This window comes from Streptomyces sp. NPDC096205 (assembly GCF_044763135.1).
Lineage (GTDB): Bacteria > Actinomycetota > Actinomycetes > Streptomycetales > Streptomycetaceae > Streptomyces.
The window spans coordinates 395,055-410,880 of record NZ_JBIWFS010000003.1; the positions used below are offsets into that span (position 1 = coordinate 395,055).

A 15,826-nucleotide genomic window follows, 5' to 3' on the forward strand; every position below is an offset into this window, starting at 1 on the left:
TGTTCGCATCCTGCCACCGATGGGTGCCGTGACCCCCGTCCCTTATGGAGGGGAGCCGATCTTCGCCTGCCCGGTACCCTGGGGGTGTTTCACGTGAAACACCCTGGAACACAGACCCCGATCCGCGAAGACTGGATGAACGACGATGCATCGGTACAGGTCCCACACCTGCGGCGAGCTCCGCGCCTCTGACGTCGGCACCGACGTCCGGCTGAGTGGCTGGCTGCACAATCGGCGCGACCTGGGCGGCATCCTCTTCATCGATCTGCGCGACCACTACGGCATCACGCAGCTCGTGGCCCGTCCGGGCACCCCGGCCTACGAGGCCCTGGACAAGGTCTCCAAGGAGTCCACCGTCCGCGTCGACGGCAAGGTCGTCTCCCGCGGCGCCGAGAACATCAACCCCGAGCTGCCCACCGGCGAGATCGAGGTCGAGGTCGGCGAGGTCGAGCTGCTCGGCGCGGCCGCCCCGCTGCCGTTCACGATCAACGCCGAGGACGGGGTCAACGAGGAGCGGCGCCTGGAGTACCGCTTCCTGGACCTGCGCCGCGAGCGCATGCACAAGAACATCATGCTGCGCACGGCCGTGATCTCCGCGATCCGTCACAAGATGACGGCTCTGGGCTTCAACGAGATGGCCACGCCGATCCTGTCCGCGACCTCCCCCGAGGGCGCCCGTGACTTCGTCGTGCCGTCCCGTCTGAACCCGGGCAAGTTCTACGCCCTGCCGCAGGCCCCGCAGCAGTTCAAGCAGCTGCTGATGATCTCCGGCTTCGACCGCTACTTCCAGATCGCGCCCTGCTTCCGCGACGAGGACGCCCGCGCCGACCGCTCGCCGGGCGAGTTCTACCAGCTCGACATCGAGATGAGCTTCGTCGAGCAGGAGGACATCTTCCAGCCCGTCGAGAAGCTGATGACCGAGCTGTTCGAGGAGTTCGGCGGCGGCCGCCACGTCACCTCGCCGTTCCCGCGGATCCCGTTCCGCGAGGCGATGCTGAAGTACGGCTCCGACAAGCCCGACCTGCGCGCCAAGCTGGAGCTCGTCGACATCACCGACGTCTTCGAGGGCTCGGAGTTCAAGGCGTTCGCGGGCAAGCACGTGCGCGCCCTGGCGGTGCCGGACGTCTCCGCCCAGCCCCGTAAGTTCTTCGACCAGCTCGGTGACTTCGCCGTCTCGCAGGGCGCCAAGGGCCTGGCCTGGGTGCGTGTGGCCGAGGACGGCTCGCTGTCCGGCCCGATCGCCAAGTTCCTCACCGAGGAGAACGTCGCCGAGCTGACCAAGCGCCTGTCGCTGGCCGCCGGCCACGCCGTGTTCTTCGGCGCGGGCGAGTTCGACGAGGTCTCGAAGATCATGGGCGCGGTGCGGGTCGAGGCCGCCAAGCGTGCCGGGCACTTCGAGGAGGGCGTCTTCCGGTTCTGCTGGATCGTCGACTTCCCGATGTACGAGAAGGACGAGGACACCGGCAAGATCGACTTCTCGCACAACCCCTTCTCGATGCCGCAGGGCGGCCTGGAGGCCCTGGAGAACCAGGACCCGCTGGACATCCTCGGCTGGCAGTACGACATCGTCTGCAACGGCGTCGAGCTGTCCTCCGGCGCCATCCGGAACCACGAGCCCGAGATCATGCTCAAGGCCTTCGAGATCGCGGGCTACGACCGTGACACGGTCGAGGAGCAGTTCGCCGGCATGCTGCGCGCCTTCCGCTTCGGCGCCCCGCCGCACGGCGGCATCGCCCCGGGTGTCGACCGCATCGTGATGCTGCTGGCCGACGAGCCCAACATCCGCGAGACCATCGCCTTCCCGCTCAACGGCAACGCCCAGGACCTGATGATGGGCGCGCCGACCGAGCTGGACGAGGCGCGGCTGAAGGAGCTGCACCTGTCGGTGCGCAAGCCGCAGCCGAAGTAAGGCGGAAGCGAGAAGGGAGCCGGCGAGATGTCGCCGGCCCCCTTCTGGTGTTCTCAGATGACCCAGAACAGTCCGTTGCCGCCAAGCCAGCCCTCGTACCACTGGGGCATGCCGAGCGATTCCAGGGTGAAGACGCGGCTGCCGGTGCCGGTAGGCCGCTTGGTGCCGCCCGGCAGCATGAACACCGCGCCGTTGTAGTGGTTCTCGCAGGCCGCGCCGATGAACAGCTCGGGCTTGCGGTCCCCGTTCACGTCCCCGGCCGACACGGTCGTACCGAAGCAGTCGCGGGTCTCGTTGACGCTGGGAACACCGGGGGTGTCCTGGTGGAAGGAGTAGCCGCCGGGACCGAGCGGACCCGTCCGGCGGCCCGGGATGACGGTGACCATGCCGGTGCGGCGGACCGCGCCCACGGCCTCGTACGGCGCCCCGACGATGATCTCCGCGGCGCCGTCCCGGTCGAGGTCGGCCACCGCGAGGGCGGCCCCGAACGTGTCCTGCTTCTCGCTGGTGCCGGGCACGCCCTCGGTCTCCTGGGTGATCACCTCGGGCTTCGCGTAGGGGTCGAGGCCGCTCGCCGAGCCGCGCCAGACCAGCACCCGCCCGCCCAGCTCGCCGTCGACGCCCGGGGTCACCGGCGTCAGCGGGTCGCCGACCACGAGGTCGGGGTAACCGTCGCCGTTGACGTCACCGGTCGCGGCGATGAACCCGTTGCCCTGCTGCATGGTTTCCCGGCCGCCCGTGAAGCCGTCCTTGACCAGCACGATGTCGCTGCCCGTCACATCGGCCCGCCGTCCGCCGAAGTACACCTGGTCGGGAGTGCCGTTGCGGTCGAAGTCGGCGAGCGCCACCGATCCCACGGTGTTGGCCCACCCGATCTGGTAGGCCGAGGCGAAGGCGTTGCCGGTGCTGCTGAACGGGCCCTTGTACACGGCGGTGTGCTGCGATCCGCCGACCAGGACCTTGGTCTTGTCGCCGGGCCCGGCGCTGACGGCCGCCACGTCCACGCCGTGCCAGTCGGCGCCGTCCGCGACGATCGGCAGGAAGCTGCCCTTGCCCAGACCGCTCCTGCCGCCCCAGATCACCCGCACCGTGCCGCCGCCGCCCTCGTAGGGCGTCCCGACGACCAGGTCGGCGTAGCCGTCCCGGTTCAGGTCCGCGGTGGCCGTGGAGGTGCCGAACCGGTCGGAGTCGCGGACATCCCCCGGAATGCCGGGCGAGTCCTCGGTGATGACCTGGCGCCGGCTCCTGGTCGTCACCCCGGCCGAGGAGCCGTACAGGATGACGACGGCACCGGCCCGTGTGTGCTGACCGATGTCCGCGCCCGGTATCGGCAGCACCACATCGCGGTAGCCGTCCCCGTCGAAGTCGCCCGGCACCGCGCCATGGATGGCCGCGGCGGGGCCGGCCGGTGCCAGTGTCCCCGCGATCAGTCCGGCGGCCACGAATGCGGCCGCCCCCCATCTGCCCATGTCTGTCCCCTTCCCAACGCCCTTTGGGAAAGGGGACTTGTCACGGCGCCGGTTGGTTGTACGGCTGGTTACGTCACCTTGTACGGAGATTGTCGCTGCGGGCCGTCACAGGAGCCTGAGCAGGCCCTTGCCGCCGAGCCAGCCGTCGGCCTGTGCCATGCCGAGCGATTCCAGGGTGAAGACGCGGCTGCCGGTGCCCGTCGGGCGCGTCGAGCCGCCGGGCAGCACGAAGACCGCGCCGTTGCCGTTGTTCTCACCTGCCGCGCCGATGGTCAGCTCGGGCCGGCCGTCCCGGTTCAGGTCGCCCGCGGCGACCGTGGTGCCGAAGAAGTCGCCGGCCTCACTGGCGCTGGGGACACCTGCGGTGTCCTGGTGGAAGGAGTAGCCGCCGGTGCCGAGGGCGCCCGAGCGGCGGCCGGGGATCACGGTGACCGTGCCTGCCCGTTCCACCGTGCCGATGGCCTCGTAGGGCGCTCCGACCACGATCTCGGCGGCGCCGTCCCGGTTGAGGTCGGCCACGGTGAGCCCGCCGCCGAAGCGGTCGCCCGCCTCGCTGGTGCCGGGGACGCCCGAGGTCTGCTGGGTGATCACCTCGGGCTGCTGCGCGCGGGTGATGCCGTTCGCCGAGCCGCGGTAGACCAGCACGCGCCCGCCGAGCTCACCGTCGGCGCCCGGGGTCACGGGTTCCAGCGGGTCTCCGACCACGAGGTCGGTGTAACCGTCGCCGTTGACGTCACCGGTGGCGGCGATCAGGCCGTTGCCGTGCTCCAGCGGCTCGGGCCACGTCTCGGTACCGCCGTGGTTGACCATGATCGGGCTGCCGCTCAGCTCGGGCCGGAGCGCCCCGAAGGCCACCTGGTCGGGGCTGCCGCTGCGGTTGAAGTCGCCGAGGGCGACCGAGCCGACGGTGTCGGGCGTCAGGCTCCACACCCTCGACCCGTAGGAGCCGTCCTTGGCGAAGGGGCCTTTGACGACCCGGGTGTACCGGACGCCGCCGATCAGGACCTTGGTCTTGGAGCCCGTCCCCAGGCTGACCGCCGCTACGTCGAGGCCGTCCTGGAACGCCTGCCACGACGAGAGGCGGGTGCCCGTGTGCAGACCGTTCCGGCTCCCCCACAGCACCTTGACGGCGCCCTCGTCGTACGGCGCCCCGACGACCAGATCGGCGTAACCGTCCCGGTTGAGGTCGGCCGTGGCGGTGGAGGTGCCGAAGGCGTCGTCCGGGTTGGCCCCGCCATCGACGTCTGCGCTGGCCTCGCTGATCGTCTGGCGCCGGCTCGCCGAGGAGACGCCGCTGGACGAGCCGTACACCACGACGATGGCACCGGCCCTCTCGGCGCCCTGCACGGTCGCGCCCGGAACGGGCAGCACCAGGTCCCCGTACCCGTCGCCGTCGAAGTCCCCCGGCACCGCCCCGTGCACGGCGGCGGCCGATCCGGCCGGCACCAGCGTCCCCGCGATCACCGAGGCGGCCACGACCGCGGCCGCACCCCATCTGCGCATGAGTGTCCCCTTCTTCGACGCATGATCGAAGAAGGGGACCGCTCAGCACTCTGAATGGTTGTAAACGCTCAGAACACGCTCAGAACACGCCCTTGTACGCACCCCAGCCCGTGCCGACCTTCACGCGCGCCCCGAACGTCCCCGTCCCGGTGCCCGCCTGACGCCACAGCACCCCGGCCGTGTCGCGGGCCACCAGGTCGGCCCTGCCGTCGCCGGTGACGTCGCCCGCGCCGAGGACGAGGTTGTACGAGGAGCCCCAGCCGGCGGCCAGCTTCACCCGGGCGCCGAAGGTGCCGGAGCCCGTGCCGAGGTAGCGGTACAGGTTGTTCGAGGTGTCCTGGGCGAGGAGGTCGCCGATGCCGTCGCCGTTGAGGTCGCCGGCGCCGACGATCTTCTTGTACGCCTTCCAGCTCGTGTACAGCTTCACGGGCGCGGCGAACTTGCCCGTGCTCGTGCCCTTGTGGACGTACACCGCGCCCGTCGAGGCGTTGCGGGTGATCAGGTCCGGGCGGCCGTCCTTGGTGAGGTCACCGGGGGCGGTCAGGACGTCGTACTGGTTCCAGCCGGTGCCGAGCGCGGTGTACGGCGTGCTGGTCTTCAGGGCGCCGCCGCAGGTGGGCTTGTAGGCGCGCAGGGCGCCGGTGCTCAGCCGGACGAGGACGTCGTTGCAGCGGTCGCCGCTCAGGTCGCCGAAGGCGACGGCCCGGACGCTGGTGGGCCAGCCGGTGCCCAGCTCGCGCGTGGCGGTCAGGTTCGTGTGGCGCAGCTGCATGCGTCCGGTGCTGGTGAGCATGAGCAGGTCGCCGCCGCCGTCCGGGGCGACCTGGGCGCCGCCGAAGTCGTGGAAAGCCGGGGCGGCCCCGGCCACCATGACCGAACCGCTCGCCAGCGTGGTCGTGCCCGGGACGTCGGGCTGGGTGGCCTTCAGCGTCCAGTTCACCTTGCCGTTGACGGCCCAGGCGCCGGAGGTCGTACGGCCGTTCCACGAGACCCGGAAGAACGTCGACCCGGGGGCGCCGGTGAGGGTGCGCAGGGTGCGGCCCGCCCGGTCGGTGAGGGTGAGCGTCCAGGTGGCGACCGGGTGGTTGGTCTGCCAGGTCGGTTCCCACTGCGTGTTCTGGAAGTTCACCGACGCGGGCACGTCCGACGTGACGACGCCGAGCTGCGGCCAGGCCGTGCGGGACGCCTGGAGACCGGCGGCCCAGGTGGTGGTGGACTGCGACCAGTGCCAGACGGCGGTGGCGTCGGTCGCCGAGCGCGCCGCGATCTGCCCGCTGAGGTACTCGTGCATGCTGCCGCTGACCCCGCGCGCGGTCGTCCACTGCCCGCCGACGCGCGTGGCCTCCAGCAGGTACTGGGTGTTGGGGTATTCGCCGTCCTGGTGCCACAGGGCGTGGACCGACCCGTCGGGGGCCATCTCCACGTCGTACAGCGGGACGGAGATGCCGTCGTATCCGACGCGGCCGGTGGACAGCACCTGGGGAGCCGACCACCGGCCGGTGTCGGTGTCGACGCTGGTGGTCCGGATGCCGGGGTTGCCCCGGTCGGACCAGACGAGCGTCACGTCACCGTCCGCGGCGACCAGCGGGTCCGGGAACTGGGCGAGCTGCTCCACGCCGGTGGCGGCGGTCTCCGGCTGCCCCCACTCCCCGGCGTACGACCACCGGCGCATCACCTGGAGCGTCTTGTTCTTGTCCGGCCACACCAGCACCGCCCCCTGCGGACCGGCGGACAGTGTCGGGGCCCCCAGGGGGGCCACGTCGGTGGTGACCAGCTGCGGGGTCTGCCACACGTCGCTCCCGGCGGGCCGGACGACGGTCATGACGTGCACGGTGCCGTACCCGAACGGCTCCATCCGGTACGACACGACCATCTCGCCGGACGCGTCGGAGGCCACCTCGGGGCTGCTCACCCGCATGCCGCTGTAGGGCCCGGCGTACGCGGAGGCGTTGCTGACCTTTCGCGGCGCGGTGTGGCTGCCGTCCGGCGCGATGACGCTCGCGTACACCTCGCTCGACGTGGCCGCCACGGCGTTCACCGGCAGGGCGGTCCATACGGCGGCGAGGGTGCCGTCCCGGCCCTCCGTGAGGTCCAGGCCGCGGACACCGAGCTGCTGCTCGGGGATGACCAGGTCGGTGGGTATCGACCACTCCGTCTGCCCGGCGCCGAGTATGGCCCGGGACAGGCGGGACGGGCCCGTGGCGGGGCCCTGGTTGGTCGGGCTCGGGAACTCGGCCCACAGGGCGACGACCGAGCCGTCGGCCCGGGCCTCGAGTTCGGCCTCCAGGACGGGCGCGGTGCTGAGCTGCACCGGGCTGCTCCAGGCGTCGCCCGTGGCCTCGCGGGTGGCGGCCCACAGGATGCCGGCGTCGCCGTTGTTGTCACGCCGTATCCACACCGCGACGGCACTGCCGTCGGTGCGTACGGCGACGTCCTGGACCCGCGTGGACTCGCTCGACAGCGTCACCGCGGCCGTCCACGGCGGCAGTCCGTCCGCGGCGGCGGCCGGAGCGGCCGGCAGCGCGGCGGCCCCCAGGACGAGCGAGACGGTGACCAGTGCGGTGGCCGCGGCACGGTGGCGCGGCAGGGCTGATCTGCCCATGTGTGGTGTTCCCTCCCCGTGGGAGGCGGGTGCCTCCCCGGGGGGACTCTACGTCGCTTGTGAGGAAACAGTGAACGCGATTGACCTTGTGGGAGCGGGAGTTGACCGGGTGCTTCCGACCCGGACCGTTGTGCGGGGCGGCCGACCCCGGCTCACTCCCGGGGTCGGCCGGTGGTCAGGACAGGGACTTGTAGCCGCCCCAGCCGGTCCCGATCTTCACGGGTGAGGCGAACGTGCCCTTGCCTGTGCCCGACAGGCGCCACAGGTACCCGCTGGTGTCGCGGGCGACGAGGTCGGCCTTGCCGTCGTCGGTGAGGTCGCCGACACCGACGACCGCGTTGTAACGGCTGCCCCAGGTGGACGCCAGCTTCACGCGGGACGCGAACGTGCCGTCGCCCTTGCCGTCGTAGCGGTAGAGGGCGTTGGCCTTGTCCTGGGCGATCAGGTCGGGGCGGCCGTCGCCGGTGATGTCACCGACGCCGACGACCCTCTTGTAGGTGCGCCAGTCCGAGTAGAGCTTCACCGCGGTGGACAGCTTGCCCGTGCTGAGGCCCTTGTAGAGGTACACCGCGCCCGTGGACGCCTTGCGGGCGAGGAGGTCCGGGCGGCCGTCGCCGGTCACGTCACCGGGCGAGGTGAGGACGTCGAACGTCGTCCAGCCGCTGGTCGCGAGCGTGGTGTACGGCGTCGACGGCCTGAGCGCGGCGTTGCAGCCGGGCTTGTAGAGGCGCAGGGCGCCGCTGGACAGGCGGACGAGGACGTCGTTGCAGCGGTCGCCGCTGAGGTCGCCGAAGGGGACGGCCGTGACGGAGGTGGGCCAGCCGGTGCCGGCCGTCCGCTCGCCGAGCTTGCCCGTGCCCGTGCCCGAATGGAACGTCAGCGCGCCCGTGGAGCCGAGGGTGAGCAGGTCGCCGCGGCCGTCGGGGCCGTCGGGGCTGACGAAGTCGCGGCGGACCGGCATGCCCCGCTGGACGAAGACGCCGCCCGTGGCCACCGTGTTCACGGAGGCGCTGCCGACGCCGGTCGCCCTCAGGACCCAGGTCAGGTGGCCGTTGGGGAAGCGGGTTCCGTCGGACGCCAGACCGTTCCACCGCACCGCCACGCGGGCCGGGGTCGCTCCGCCGCTGATCGTGCGCGTGGCCTTGCCGTTCGCACCGCTCTGGACGGAGGTGAAGGTCAGGGACCAGGAGGTGACCGGGCGGGACAGCAGCCACTGGCCGTTCCACGGCATCGAACTGGACGGCTCCGTGTAGTCCTCCGTCTCCGAGTCGATGGCGGTCACAGCGGACGGCGTGATCCCGGTGGTGGCGACGTGCGTGCGCTCGTAGCCGTCGAACCAGGCGACCAGGCCCGTGTACTCGTCGACCGTCCAGCGGTAGCGGCGGTCGACGGCGAGGCCGGTGTCGGGCAGGCCCGAGGCGACGACGCGGGTGGCGCCGGTGGCCGCCTCGGTCAGGACCAGCTCGTCGGTGCCGTGGTCGTGGCGGACGGTGAAGCCGTCGCCGAGCAGCACGTCACCGGGGGTGACGGCCTTCGCCGTTCGGGCCTTGGTGTCGTACACACCCGCCGAGCTCGTGCCGCAGGCCCAGTACACCCAGCGGCCGGCCGCCTGGAGCTCGCTCGGCACACAGGCCAGGCCCGGCACGGTCACCGTGGCGAGCGTCCGCATCGCGACGAGGTCGTACGACGAGATCGTGCCGAGCGTGCCCGCGCTCCACAGCGTGGTGCCGCTCAGGGCGGCGGCGCGGGCGGACCGCTTCAGCCGCTGGCCGTAGCCGAACCGGCCGACGTACTGCGTGCCGGCCGCGTTGTAGACCGCGTACTCGTCCGAGACGTCGACGATCGAGCCGCCGCGTGTGCCGAATTCCAGCTCGTGGCCGCCGATCGCGACCAGCCGGTCGTCGTCGCCGAACCCGCCCTCGCCGGTGCCGCCGTTGGTGTCCAGGTAGACGTGGTGGCCGTCGACGTTGCCCCACAGCGCCGAGCAGGTGGTGCCGGGGTAGGGGCACACGGGCTCGTACATCGACCCGCTCGCCGTGGCGGCGGACGCCGTCAGCGTGGTCGAGCCGTTCGTGGTCAGGGTGCGCACGGACGTCGTGTCCGTGGTGGTGCTCGCCGGGTTGTCCGCGGCGACGCGCAGGCTGCCGCGGCTGAGGGCGATGCCGGTCTTGGTGTTCTCCAGGGCCGGGGGCTGGTAGACCTTCTCCAGCTTCAGCGTGCCGTCCGCGGCCTGGCTCACCCGCTGGACCCACCGGTCGGTGATCGCGCTGCCGCCGGTGACGAGGGCGGAGCCGTCACCGCTCGCGAGCGTGTACTCGCCGGCGCTGGGCAGCAGGGTGTACTTCACGGACGGGTCGGTGACGTTCACCGCGACAAGCCTGGTGGTGGTGTCGTTCACGTATCGCTGCACCAGCAGCCAGTCGCCGACCAGGACCGGTTCGCCGGCGAGGCCGTAGGACAGCTCGGGCACCTCGACCACCTCTTCCTCGGCGGCGAGGTCGGCGCGGGACTTCAGGTGCAGATAGCCGCTGTGGGTGTCGTACCAGCCGACGCGGTCCTGGCTCATCACGGTCTTCGGGCGGTAGACCGTCTCGTCGAACGCCACGGTGGCCGTGGCCGTCCCGACGTCGATGTAGCCGAGCCCGTAGTTGCCGTACGCCACGAGGACACCGGAGGAGTCCGCGGCGCGTACGTCCGTGCTCGTCACGCTCGTCGGCTCACCGCCGATGGGACGGATGCGCCAGGTGCCGTCGACCTCGTCCAGCAGGGAGTAGGTCGTGAGGATCGTGTCGCCCGCCAGGGCCCGGTAGTAGCCGTGGTCCGTGGCGTTCCACTCCACCGTCCTGGTGGTGCCCGTCGCCGGGTCCCACAAGGTGGCCCGGGCGTCGGACGCCGTCTTCGGCAGCGCGATCACGTCGCTGTCCGAGCCGTACCAGGCGTCGCGGCACGCCGAATCGACGTCGGCGCAGGCGGAGTCGGGCGTGTAGACGCCGTTGGCGTCCTCGACGGTGACGGTCCGGCCCGTCGCGTAGTCCGTCCACAGCAGGCCGTCCCGGCCCTCATGGCGGTGCAGGAAGCCGGTGTCGCCCGTGACGTACGGGCGTTCGGTGCGTGCCTTGGTGGTGCTGGGATCGGTGAGTGTGATCCCGGTGGTGTCCGCGGCGGCGGACTCCGCGGCCTCGCCGTCCTTCGGTGAAAGGACGACGAGGGAGGTCGCCGTCATGGCGACCACGAGCGAGGAGACGGCAGCGGTCAGACCGCCCCGTCTCGGGGCGAATCTGCCCACGTGAGTACCCTCCCCAGCGAGGGCCCGCGCCCTCGCACAAGTGGCCGAATCCTACCTGGCGGTCAGCGTGCCACGTACTGGGTGAGGATCGCCTGCACCTCGTAGATGTCCACACCCTTGGTGAAGGTCTTGGTGATCGGCAGCTGCGAACCGGACACCCAGATCTTCAGCTCGGCGTCCAGGTCGAACGTGCCGGCCGTCTCCACCGCGAAGTGCGTGATGCTGCGGTACGGGATGGAGTGGTACTCCGTCTTCTTGCCCGTGATGCCCTGCTTGTCGACCAGGATCAGCCGGCGGTCGGTGAACAGGATGGTGTCGCGGATCAGCAGGTAGGCGGCGTGCACCGTCTCCCCCTGCCCGAGCAGCCGCGCGTAGTCCTGCGCGGCCTGCGCCGGGTCGATCGGGTGCGCGTTGCCGAAAAGAGCCATGGAAAAGTCCCCCCACATGTATGTCGCATGACCAGGTGAGTCATGTGATCTTGGGCCAGGTATACCCGGTGCCTGTGGGGGCGGAGAAGGGCTGTTACCCGGCTGTGTCGCTGCTGAGCACAGCCTGCGAAGCTTCGGCCATGGGCATCGAGCTGGAACTGCACAGCCGCGGAGGACGGTCACGGGACACCCTGCTGCGCGGATCGTACGAGCACGGTGACGCGCTCGCCCGCGCGCTGGAGCGCATCGGGCCACGGGACGCGGACCGGCTGAGCCGGGTGGACCCGTACGGCGACACGTTCTTCGGCGAGCAGGACGCCGGGGTCGCCGCGCAGGAGGCCGAGGCCCTCGCCGGCCGGTCGGCGAACGAGGGGGAGAAGGCGGCCCTGCTCGACCTCGCCGCGCTCCTCGCGGAGTGCGCGGCGACGCCGGGCAGCCACGTGTGGTTCATGGGCGACTGACCGCCCGGCTCAGGCCTCCGGCTCGCCGCCGAAGCGCTCCTTGTACGTGGCCAGGTGAAGGGCGATCAGTTCGCTCCTCGCCCCGAGGAGCAACAGCCCGTCCTTCAGCGCCGAGGACTCCACCTCCAGCGGAAGGTGCAGGCGGTCGACGACCTGGAGCGTCTCCAGGTCCCAGGTCAGCACCATGCGGTCCCAGCCGCCGGTCACGGCGTAGGGGCGGCCGTCGACGTCGAAGCGGGAGATCGTCGACACGCGGTCGGTATGGGCTCGCAGGACGGTGCGCCGGGAGAGGTCGAGCAGGTCCCAGACGCCGATCGTGCCGTCCCAGGAGGCGGTGAGGAGGTGGGGGCGGCCGTGGACGGGAGCTGTGGCCAGGGCGGCCACCTGGTCGCCGTGACCCTCGAGGCAGGCGACGCGCTCGGCCTTGTCGAAGTCCCAGACGTCCACATGTCCCAGGCGTGAGCCCACCAGCAGCAGCGTGCGCCCGTCGATGTCGTGGCAGACCGCCACGGAGGACCAGTGCTCCGACTCGGTCAACGTCCACAGGAGTTGCCGCTGGTGCACGTCCCAGAGGTCGGGAGCGTCTCCGCGCGGGGCCAGCAGCGCGTAGGGAGCACCCCGGACCGAAACGAAGGCCGCCTCTCCGATCGTGCCCTTCCAGGCGTGGAACTCGGCGGCCTGGTTCTCGAGGTCCCAGAGGTGGGCCCCGTCCGTGTGCCCGATTCCCATGTACGTCCGACCGTGCACCTCGATCAGGTCCAGCCAGCGCGGCCAGCCGGTCCCGACCGGCACATGTCCCGCCTCCGTGCCGGTCGCGGCGTCCCACAGGCGCACCGTGTAGTCCCGGGAGCCGCTCACCGCCAGCCGGCGGCCGTCCTCCCACTCGATCAACGCCACCTCGTCCACCCAGTCCCGGTGCCCCACGGGCCGCTCGGCCGTGAGCGCGGCGGCCAGGTCCCACAGCCGTACGGTTCTGTCCCCGGAACATGTCACCGCGTGCGGACGGCCCTTCAGGTCCACTCCCGCGACCGAGTGCACCGCGTAGGTGTGGCCGCTGATGACCGCGACCTCCGTGCGGGTGGCCAGGTTCCACACCCTCGTCGTGCCGTCGTCGCAGCCCAGCAGCGCGTGCGGCACGCCGGAGAGGACGCTGGAGGCGATAGGGGTGGTGGCCTCGGTGTGAGGACGCAGGAGCTGCGCGACGAACTCCTCCGCCCGCACGTCCCACATCGTCACCTCGCCCCATTCGTTCCCGGCCAGGGCGTACAGCCGCCCGTCCAGCTGGAAGCAGTGCGCGGAGCGGACGGCCTCCCCGGTGTCGAGGGCGGCCGTGAGCGTGCGGTCGGCCAGGTTCCACAGCCTGAGGTGTCCGTCCGAGGAGCCGGTGAGCGCGTGGGGGACCTCGTCGTGGAGCAGACACACGACGGCGGACAGCTCCGCGTCACGACCGTCGCGCCCGTCGAGGACGCCGGTCTGTTCGTGGGCGCGCAGGCTCCACGTGCGCACTGTGCCGTCATACGAGGCCGTCACCAGGTGGCGTTCGCCCGCGTGGTCGAAGTGGGCGATCTGCGTGACGTATCTGGTGTGGCCGGCGAGGACGGCCCTCACCGCGAGATCGTCCAGGCTCAGGATCAGCACCGTGCCGTCCGCCGCGCCCACCGCCGCGTGGGGGAGGCCGTCGACGTCCAGGCAGTGCACCGAGGCGAGCCAGCCGAGATCCAGGTCGATTCTGCTGATCTCGCGCTCCTCCAGCAGGTCCCACGTCACCACCGTCCCGTCGTCGTCCACCGACACGGCGGTCGGCCGGCCGTCGACGTCGATGCACGACACCTGCTGGACGAGCTCCTCATGACCCCTGAAGGTCGCCCGATGGGCGGCGTGGACCAGGGAACCGCTCGCCCACGCCACCCGCCACGCGCCCTCCGTCGCCAGCCGGCCGGCGAGGCGCGCGTCGCCGTGGCGCGCGGCGTCCACGGCGAGGATCTGACGACGGGCCCGGGGCCCCGCCTGCGCGTGCACGGCGGCCGATGCCCGGTAGATCCGGGCGGCCTGGTGACCCGCGTCCGTGGTCACCGATTCCAGGGCGCGCAGCAGCGCGGCGGGGACGGCATGGACCAGGAAGTCCGCGTCGGACAGCAGGGCGTCGATCATGCCGCCCGCCGCCGCGTGGGTGGCGAGGTGTTCGCGCACGTAGGCATGGGCGGCGAGCCAGTCGCGGGCGCCGGAGAGCGGGTCGGCGGGGACGAGCGCGCGCAGCGCCTCGCCGATGGCGCGGTGGCTCTCCGCGTCCCTGCCGGGTGTACGCAGATGTTCGGCGAGCGTCTCGTGGAACAGCCGGAACACCGACCCGGCCGGGGTCGGCGACTCCACGATGTAGGCGCCGGCGTGCTGGTGCAGCCAGTGCAGTTCGTCTTCGGGGCAGGGCACTCCGGACAGCGCCTCGGCGAGCGGTGCCCAGACGGAGGACCAGGGCAGCCCGGCACCCTGGGCGTACGCCAGCGGCCGCAGCAGCCGCTCGACCCGCGCCTGGTGCGGGCCGAACCGGCTGAGATACGCGGCGAACGCCTGCCCCGCGTCGGATGGCAGGGCCTCCTGCCAGCCCGGCACACCCGGATCGACGGTGATCTGCCCGCGCACCAGAGCGCGGGCCGTCATCCGCGCCACCAGGAAGGAACTCCCGGCCCGTGCCACGATCCCGTCGGCCACGGTCGCCGCGAGCTCCTCCCGGCCGCGGTAGGGGGAGAGGCTGTCCGGGTCCCCCGCGTCGAGCAGCAGGCTGCGTGCGTAGGTGCGGATGTCGTCGGGTCCGATGTACTCGGGCCGGTCGAGATCGATGACCTCCACAGCGCGGCCGAGGCCCGGGACGAGATGGCGCCGGGTCCCCACGATCAGCCGTACGCAGGGCAGCGAACTCAGCGGCTGGAGCAGCTCCCGCGCGATCCGGGCACCTTCCGAGGCCTCGCCCGCGGTGCCCGCCTCGTCCAGTGCGTCGACCAGCACGACCACCGGCCGGGTGCGCTCGCCGAGCGCCTCCAGGACGTCGTCGAGGCGGGCATCGGGCAGGGCCAGGGCCCCGGCGACCTCGGCGACGAGCGCCTCCAGGGTGGCACGGCGGGCGTGCAGCGGTACGACGGGCAGCTCGGGCCCGCCTGCCCGGTCCGGGTCGGCCAGCGCCCACACGCGCCCCAGCGTCGCCGACTTCCCCGACCCCGGATCGCCCGTGACCACACGGGCCTTACGGTCATGAGGGCCGGCCGATGTGAAACGCAGCAGCTCGGACAGCGCGCGTCGGCGCCCCGTGAAGTGGTCCCCCTTCTCACCCGCGTGCTCCACACCGCGGCTGCGGGGATCGAAGTGACCGTGCTGGCTCCTGCGCAGCCGGGACAGCGTGGCCACGTCGAGGTCGTCGGCCGGGAGACCGGGTATGTGGGCGGGGTTGAGGAAGAACGGGTCCTGGCCGTCGCTGTCGACGACGGTGTGCCGCGCGTGCTGGCGGGCTCCACGGGCGCGCAGATACCCGTTCACCCACTCCGTGACCTCGCGTACGCCGAGAAACTCCTGGCGCGCCCCGGTTCGCGGCCGGGTCAGCGCCTCGGCGAGAGCGTCGACGAAGACGTTCTCCACGGCGGCCTCACGTCCGCGGGCGGCCGCCAGCAGGCTGCGGCCCGCCGTGCCGCGCTGCGTGGCCGCCAGTTCGGCCGCCAGGACTGCGATCTCGCCGGTGCCCGCCCCGGCGTAGCAGGTGTCCAGGACGACCAGCAGATGCCCGAGCGGGCTGTTGACCAGCGGGCGCGCGAGATCCTCGCTGGCCAGCGCCGTGCTCCACACGCCGGGTTCGGAGTCGGCACACAGCAGGTAGTGCCGGTCCAGGCCCCGGACGCCGTGTCCGGCGACGTAGACCACCACCAGGTCCTGCTCACCCAGGTCGGCCCCGCTGGCCCAGCGCTCGATGCCCTGGGCCAGTTCGTGGGCGCTCGGGTCGGTGGACAGGCTGTCGAGGACCCGCTCGTAGCCCATCGGCGCGAGCAGTTCGCACACGCGCCGCACATCGGCCGGGACGCCCGGCAGATCGGCGATGAGCGGTTCGTCGTAGACCGATGAACCGACGGCGATGAGGTACCTGCGGCCCGGCCGTGCCATGCACGACATCAGACCACGAAAGGCCCAC

8 protein-coding genes are annotated in these 15,826 nt (G+C 71.8%); 2 read left to right on the forward strand and 6 right to left on the reverse strand.

From position 1 onward, the window contains the following. Nucleotides 1-145 precede the first annotated feature (145 nt). The gene (gene aspS, locus ACIQ6Y_RS14115) at nucleotides 146-1,909 is read left to right on the forward strand and encodes an aspartate--tRNA ligase (protein WP_404037234.1); all 1,764 of its coding nucleotides are present in this window, start codon (nucleotides 146-148) and stop codon (nucleotides 1,907-1,909) included. 53 nt (nucleotides 1,910-1,962) lie between these two features. Here the strand turns inward: aspS and ACIQ6Y_RS14120 are convergent, their stop codons facing one another. From ACIQ6Y_RS14120 to ACIQ6Y_RS14140, 5 genes are all read right to left on the reverse strand, one after another. Then, a complete protein-coding gene (locus ACIQ6Y_RS14120) occupies nucleotides 1,963-3,378 on the reverse strand; it encodes a VCBS repeat-containing protein (protein WP_404037236.1) in 1,416 nt (471 codons plus the stop codon). A 105-nt stretch (nucleotides 3,379-3,483) separates the two neighbouring features. Continuing rightward, entirely contained in the window at nucleotides 3,484-4,881 is a 1,398-nt protein-coding gene (locus tag ACIQ6Y_RS14125) for an FG-GAP-like repeat-containing protein (protein ID WP_404037239.1), read from the reverse strand. Nucleotides 4,882-4,960: 79 nt separating this feature from the next. Further along, the gene (locus ACIQ6Y_RS14130; protein ID WP_404037242.1) at nucleotides 4,961-7,483 is read right to left on the reverse strand and encodes an FG-GAP repeat domain-containing protein; all 2,523 of its coding nucleotides are present in this window, start codon (nucleotides 7,481-7,483) and stop codon (nucleotides 4,961-4,963) included. Nucleotides 7,484-7,658: 175 nt separating this feature from the next. Next, complete coding sequence (locus tag ACIQ6Y_RS14135) at nucleotides 7,659-10,769, reverse strand: FG-GAP repeat domain-containing protein (protein ID WP_404037245.1); 3,111 nt, start codon at nucleotides 10,767-10,769, stop codon at nucleotides 7,659-7,661. Nucleotides 10,770-10,831: 62 nt separating this feature from the next. Continuing rightward, nucleotides 10,832-11,197, reverse strand: a complete 366-nt coding sequence (locus ACIQ6Y_RS14140; RefSeq protein WP_404037248.1) for a PH domain-containing protein — start codon at nucleotides 11,195-11,197, stop codon at nucleotides 10,832-10,834. Nucleotides 11,198-11,337: 140 nt separating this feature from the next. Here ACIQ6Y_RS14140 and ACIQ6Y_RS14145 point away from each other — a divergent pair, with 140 nt between their 5' ends. Further along, nucleotides 11,338-11,658, forward strand: coding sequence for a hypothetical protein (locus ACIQ6Y_RS14145; RefSeq protein ID WP_404037251.1), 321 nt, complete (start codon nucleotides 11,338-11,340; stop codon nucleotides 11,656-11,658). A 9-nt stretch (nucleotides 11,659-11,667) separates the two neighbouring features. On the opposite strand, the gene ACIQ6Y_RS14150 is transcribed toward ACIQ6Y_RS14145, so the two are convergent. After that, complete coding sequence (locus ACIQ6Y_RS14150) at nucleotides 11,668-15,798, reverse strand: caspase family protein (protein ID WP_404037254.1); 4,131 nt, start codon at nucleotides 15,796-15,798, stop codon at nucleotides 11,668-11,670. Between the last annotated feature and the right edge of the window lie 28 nt (nucleotides 15,799-15,826).

Excerpts from the sequence above, each read along its gene's own strand:
- aspS (WP_404037234.1), top strand. The coding sequence starts at position 146 with ATGCATCGGTACAGGTCCCACACCTGCGGCGAGCTCCGCGCCTCTGAC.
- ACIQ6Y_RS14120 (WP_404037236.1), bottom strand. The coding sequence starts at position 3,378 with ATGGGCAGATGGGGGGCGGCCGCATTCGTGGCCGCCGGACTGATCGCG.
- ACIQ6Y_RS14125 (WP_404037239.1), bottom strand. The coding sequence starts at position 4,881 with ATGCGCAGATGGGGTGCGGCCGCGGTCGTGGCCGCCTCGGTGATCGCG.
- ACIQ6Y_RS14130 (WP_404037242.1), bottom strand. The coding sequence starts at position 7,483 with ATGGGCAGATCAGCCCTGCCGCGCCACCGTGCCGCGGCCACCGCACTG.
- ACIQ6Y_RS14140 (WP_404037248.1), bottom strand. The coding sequence starts at position 11,197 with ATGGCTCTTTTCGGCAACGCGCACCCGATCGACCCGGCGCAGGCCGCG.
- ACIQ6Y_RS14145 (WP_404037251.1), top strand. The coding sequence starts at position 11,338 with ATGGGCATCGAGCTGGAACTGCACAGCCGCGGAGGACGGTCACGGGAC.
- ACIQ6Y_RS14150 (WP_404037254.1), bottom strand. The coding sequence starts at position 15,798 with ATGGCACGGCCGGGCCGCAGGTACCTCATCGCCGTCGGTTCATCGGTC.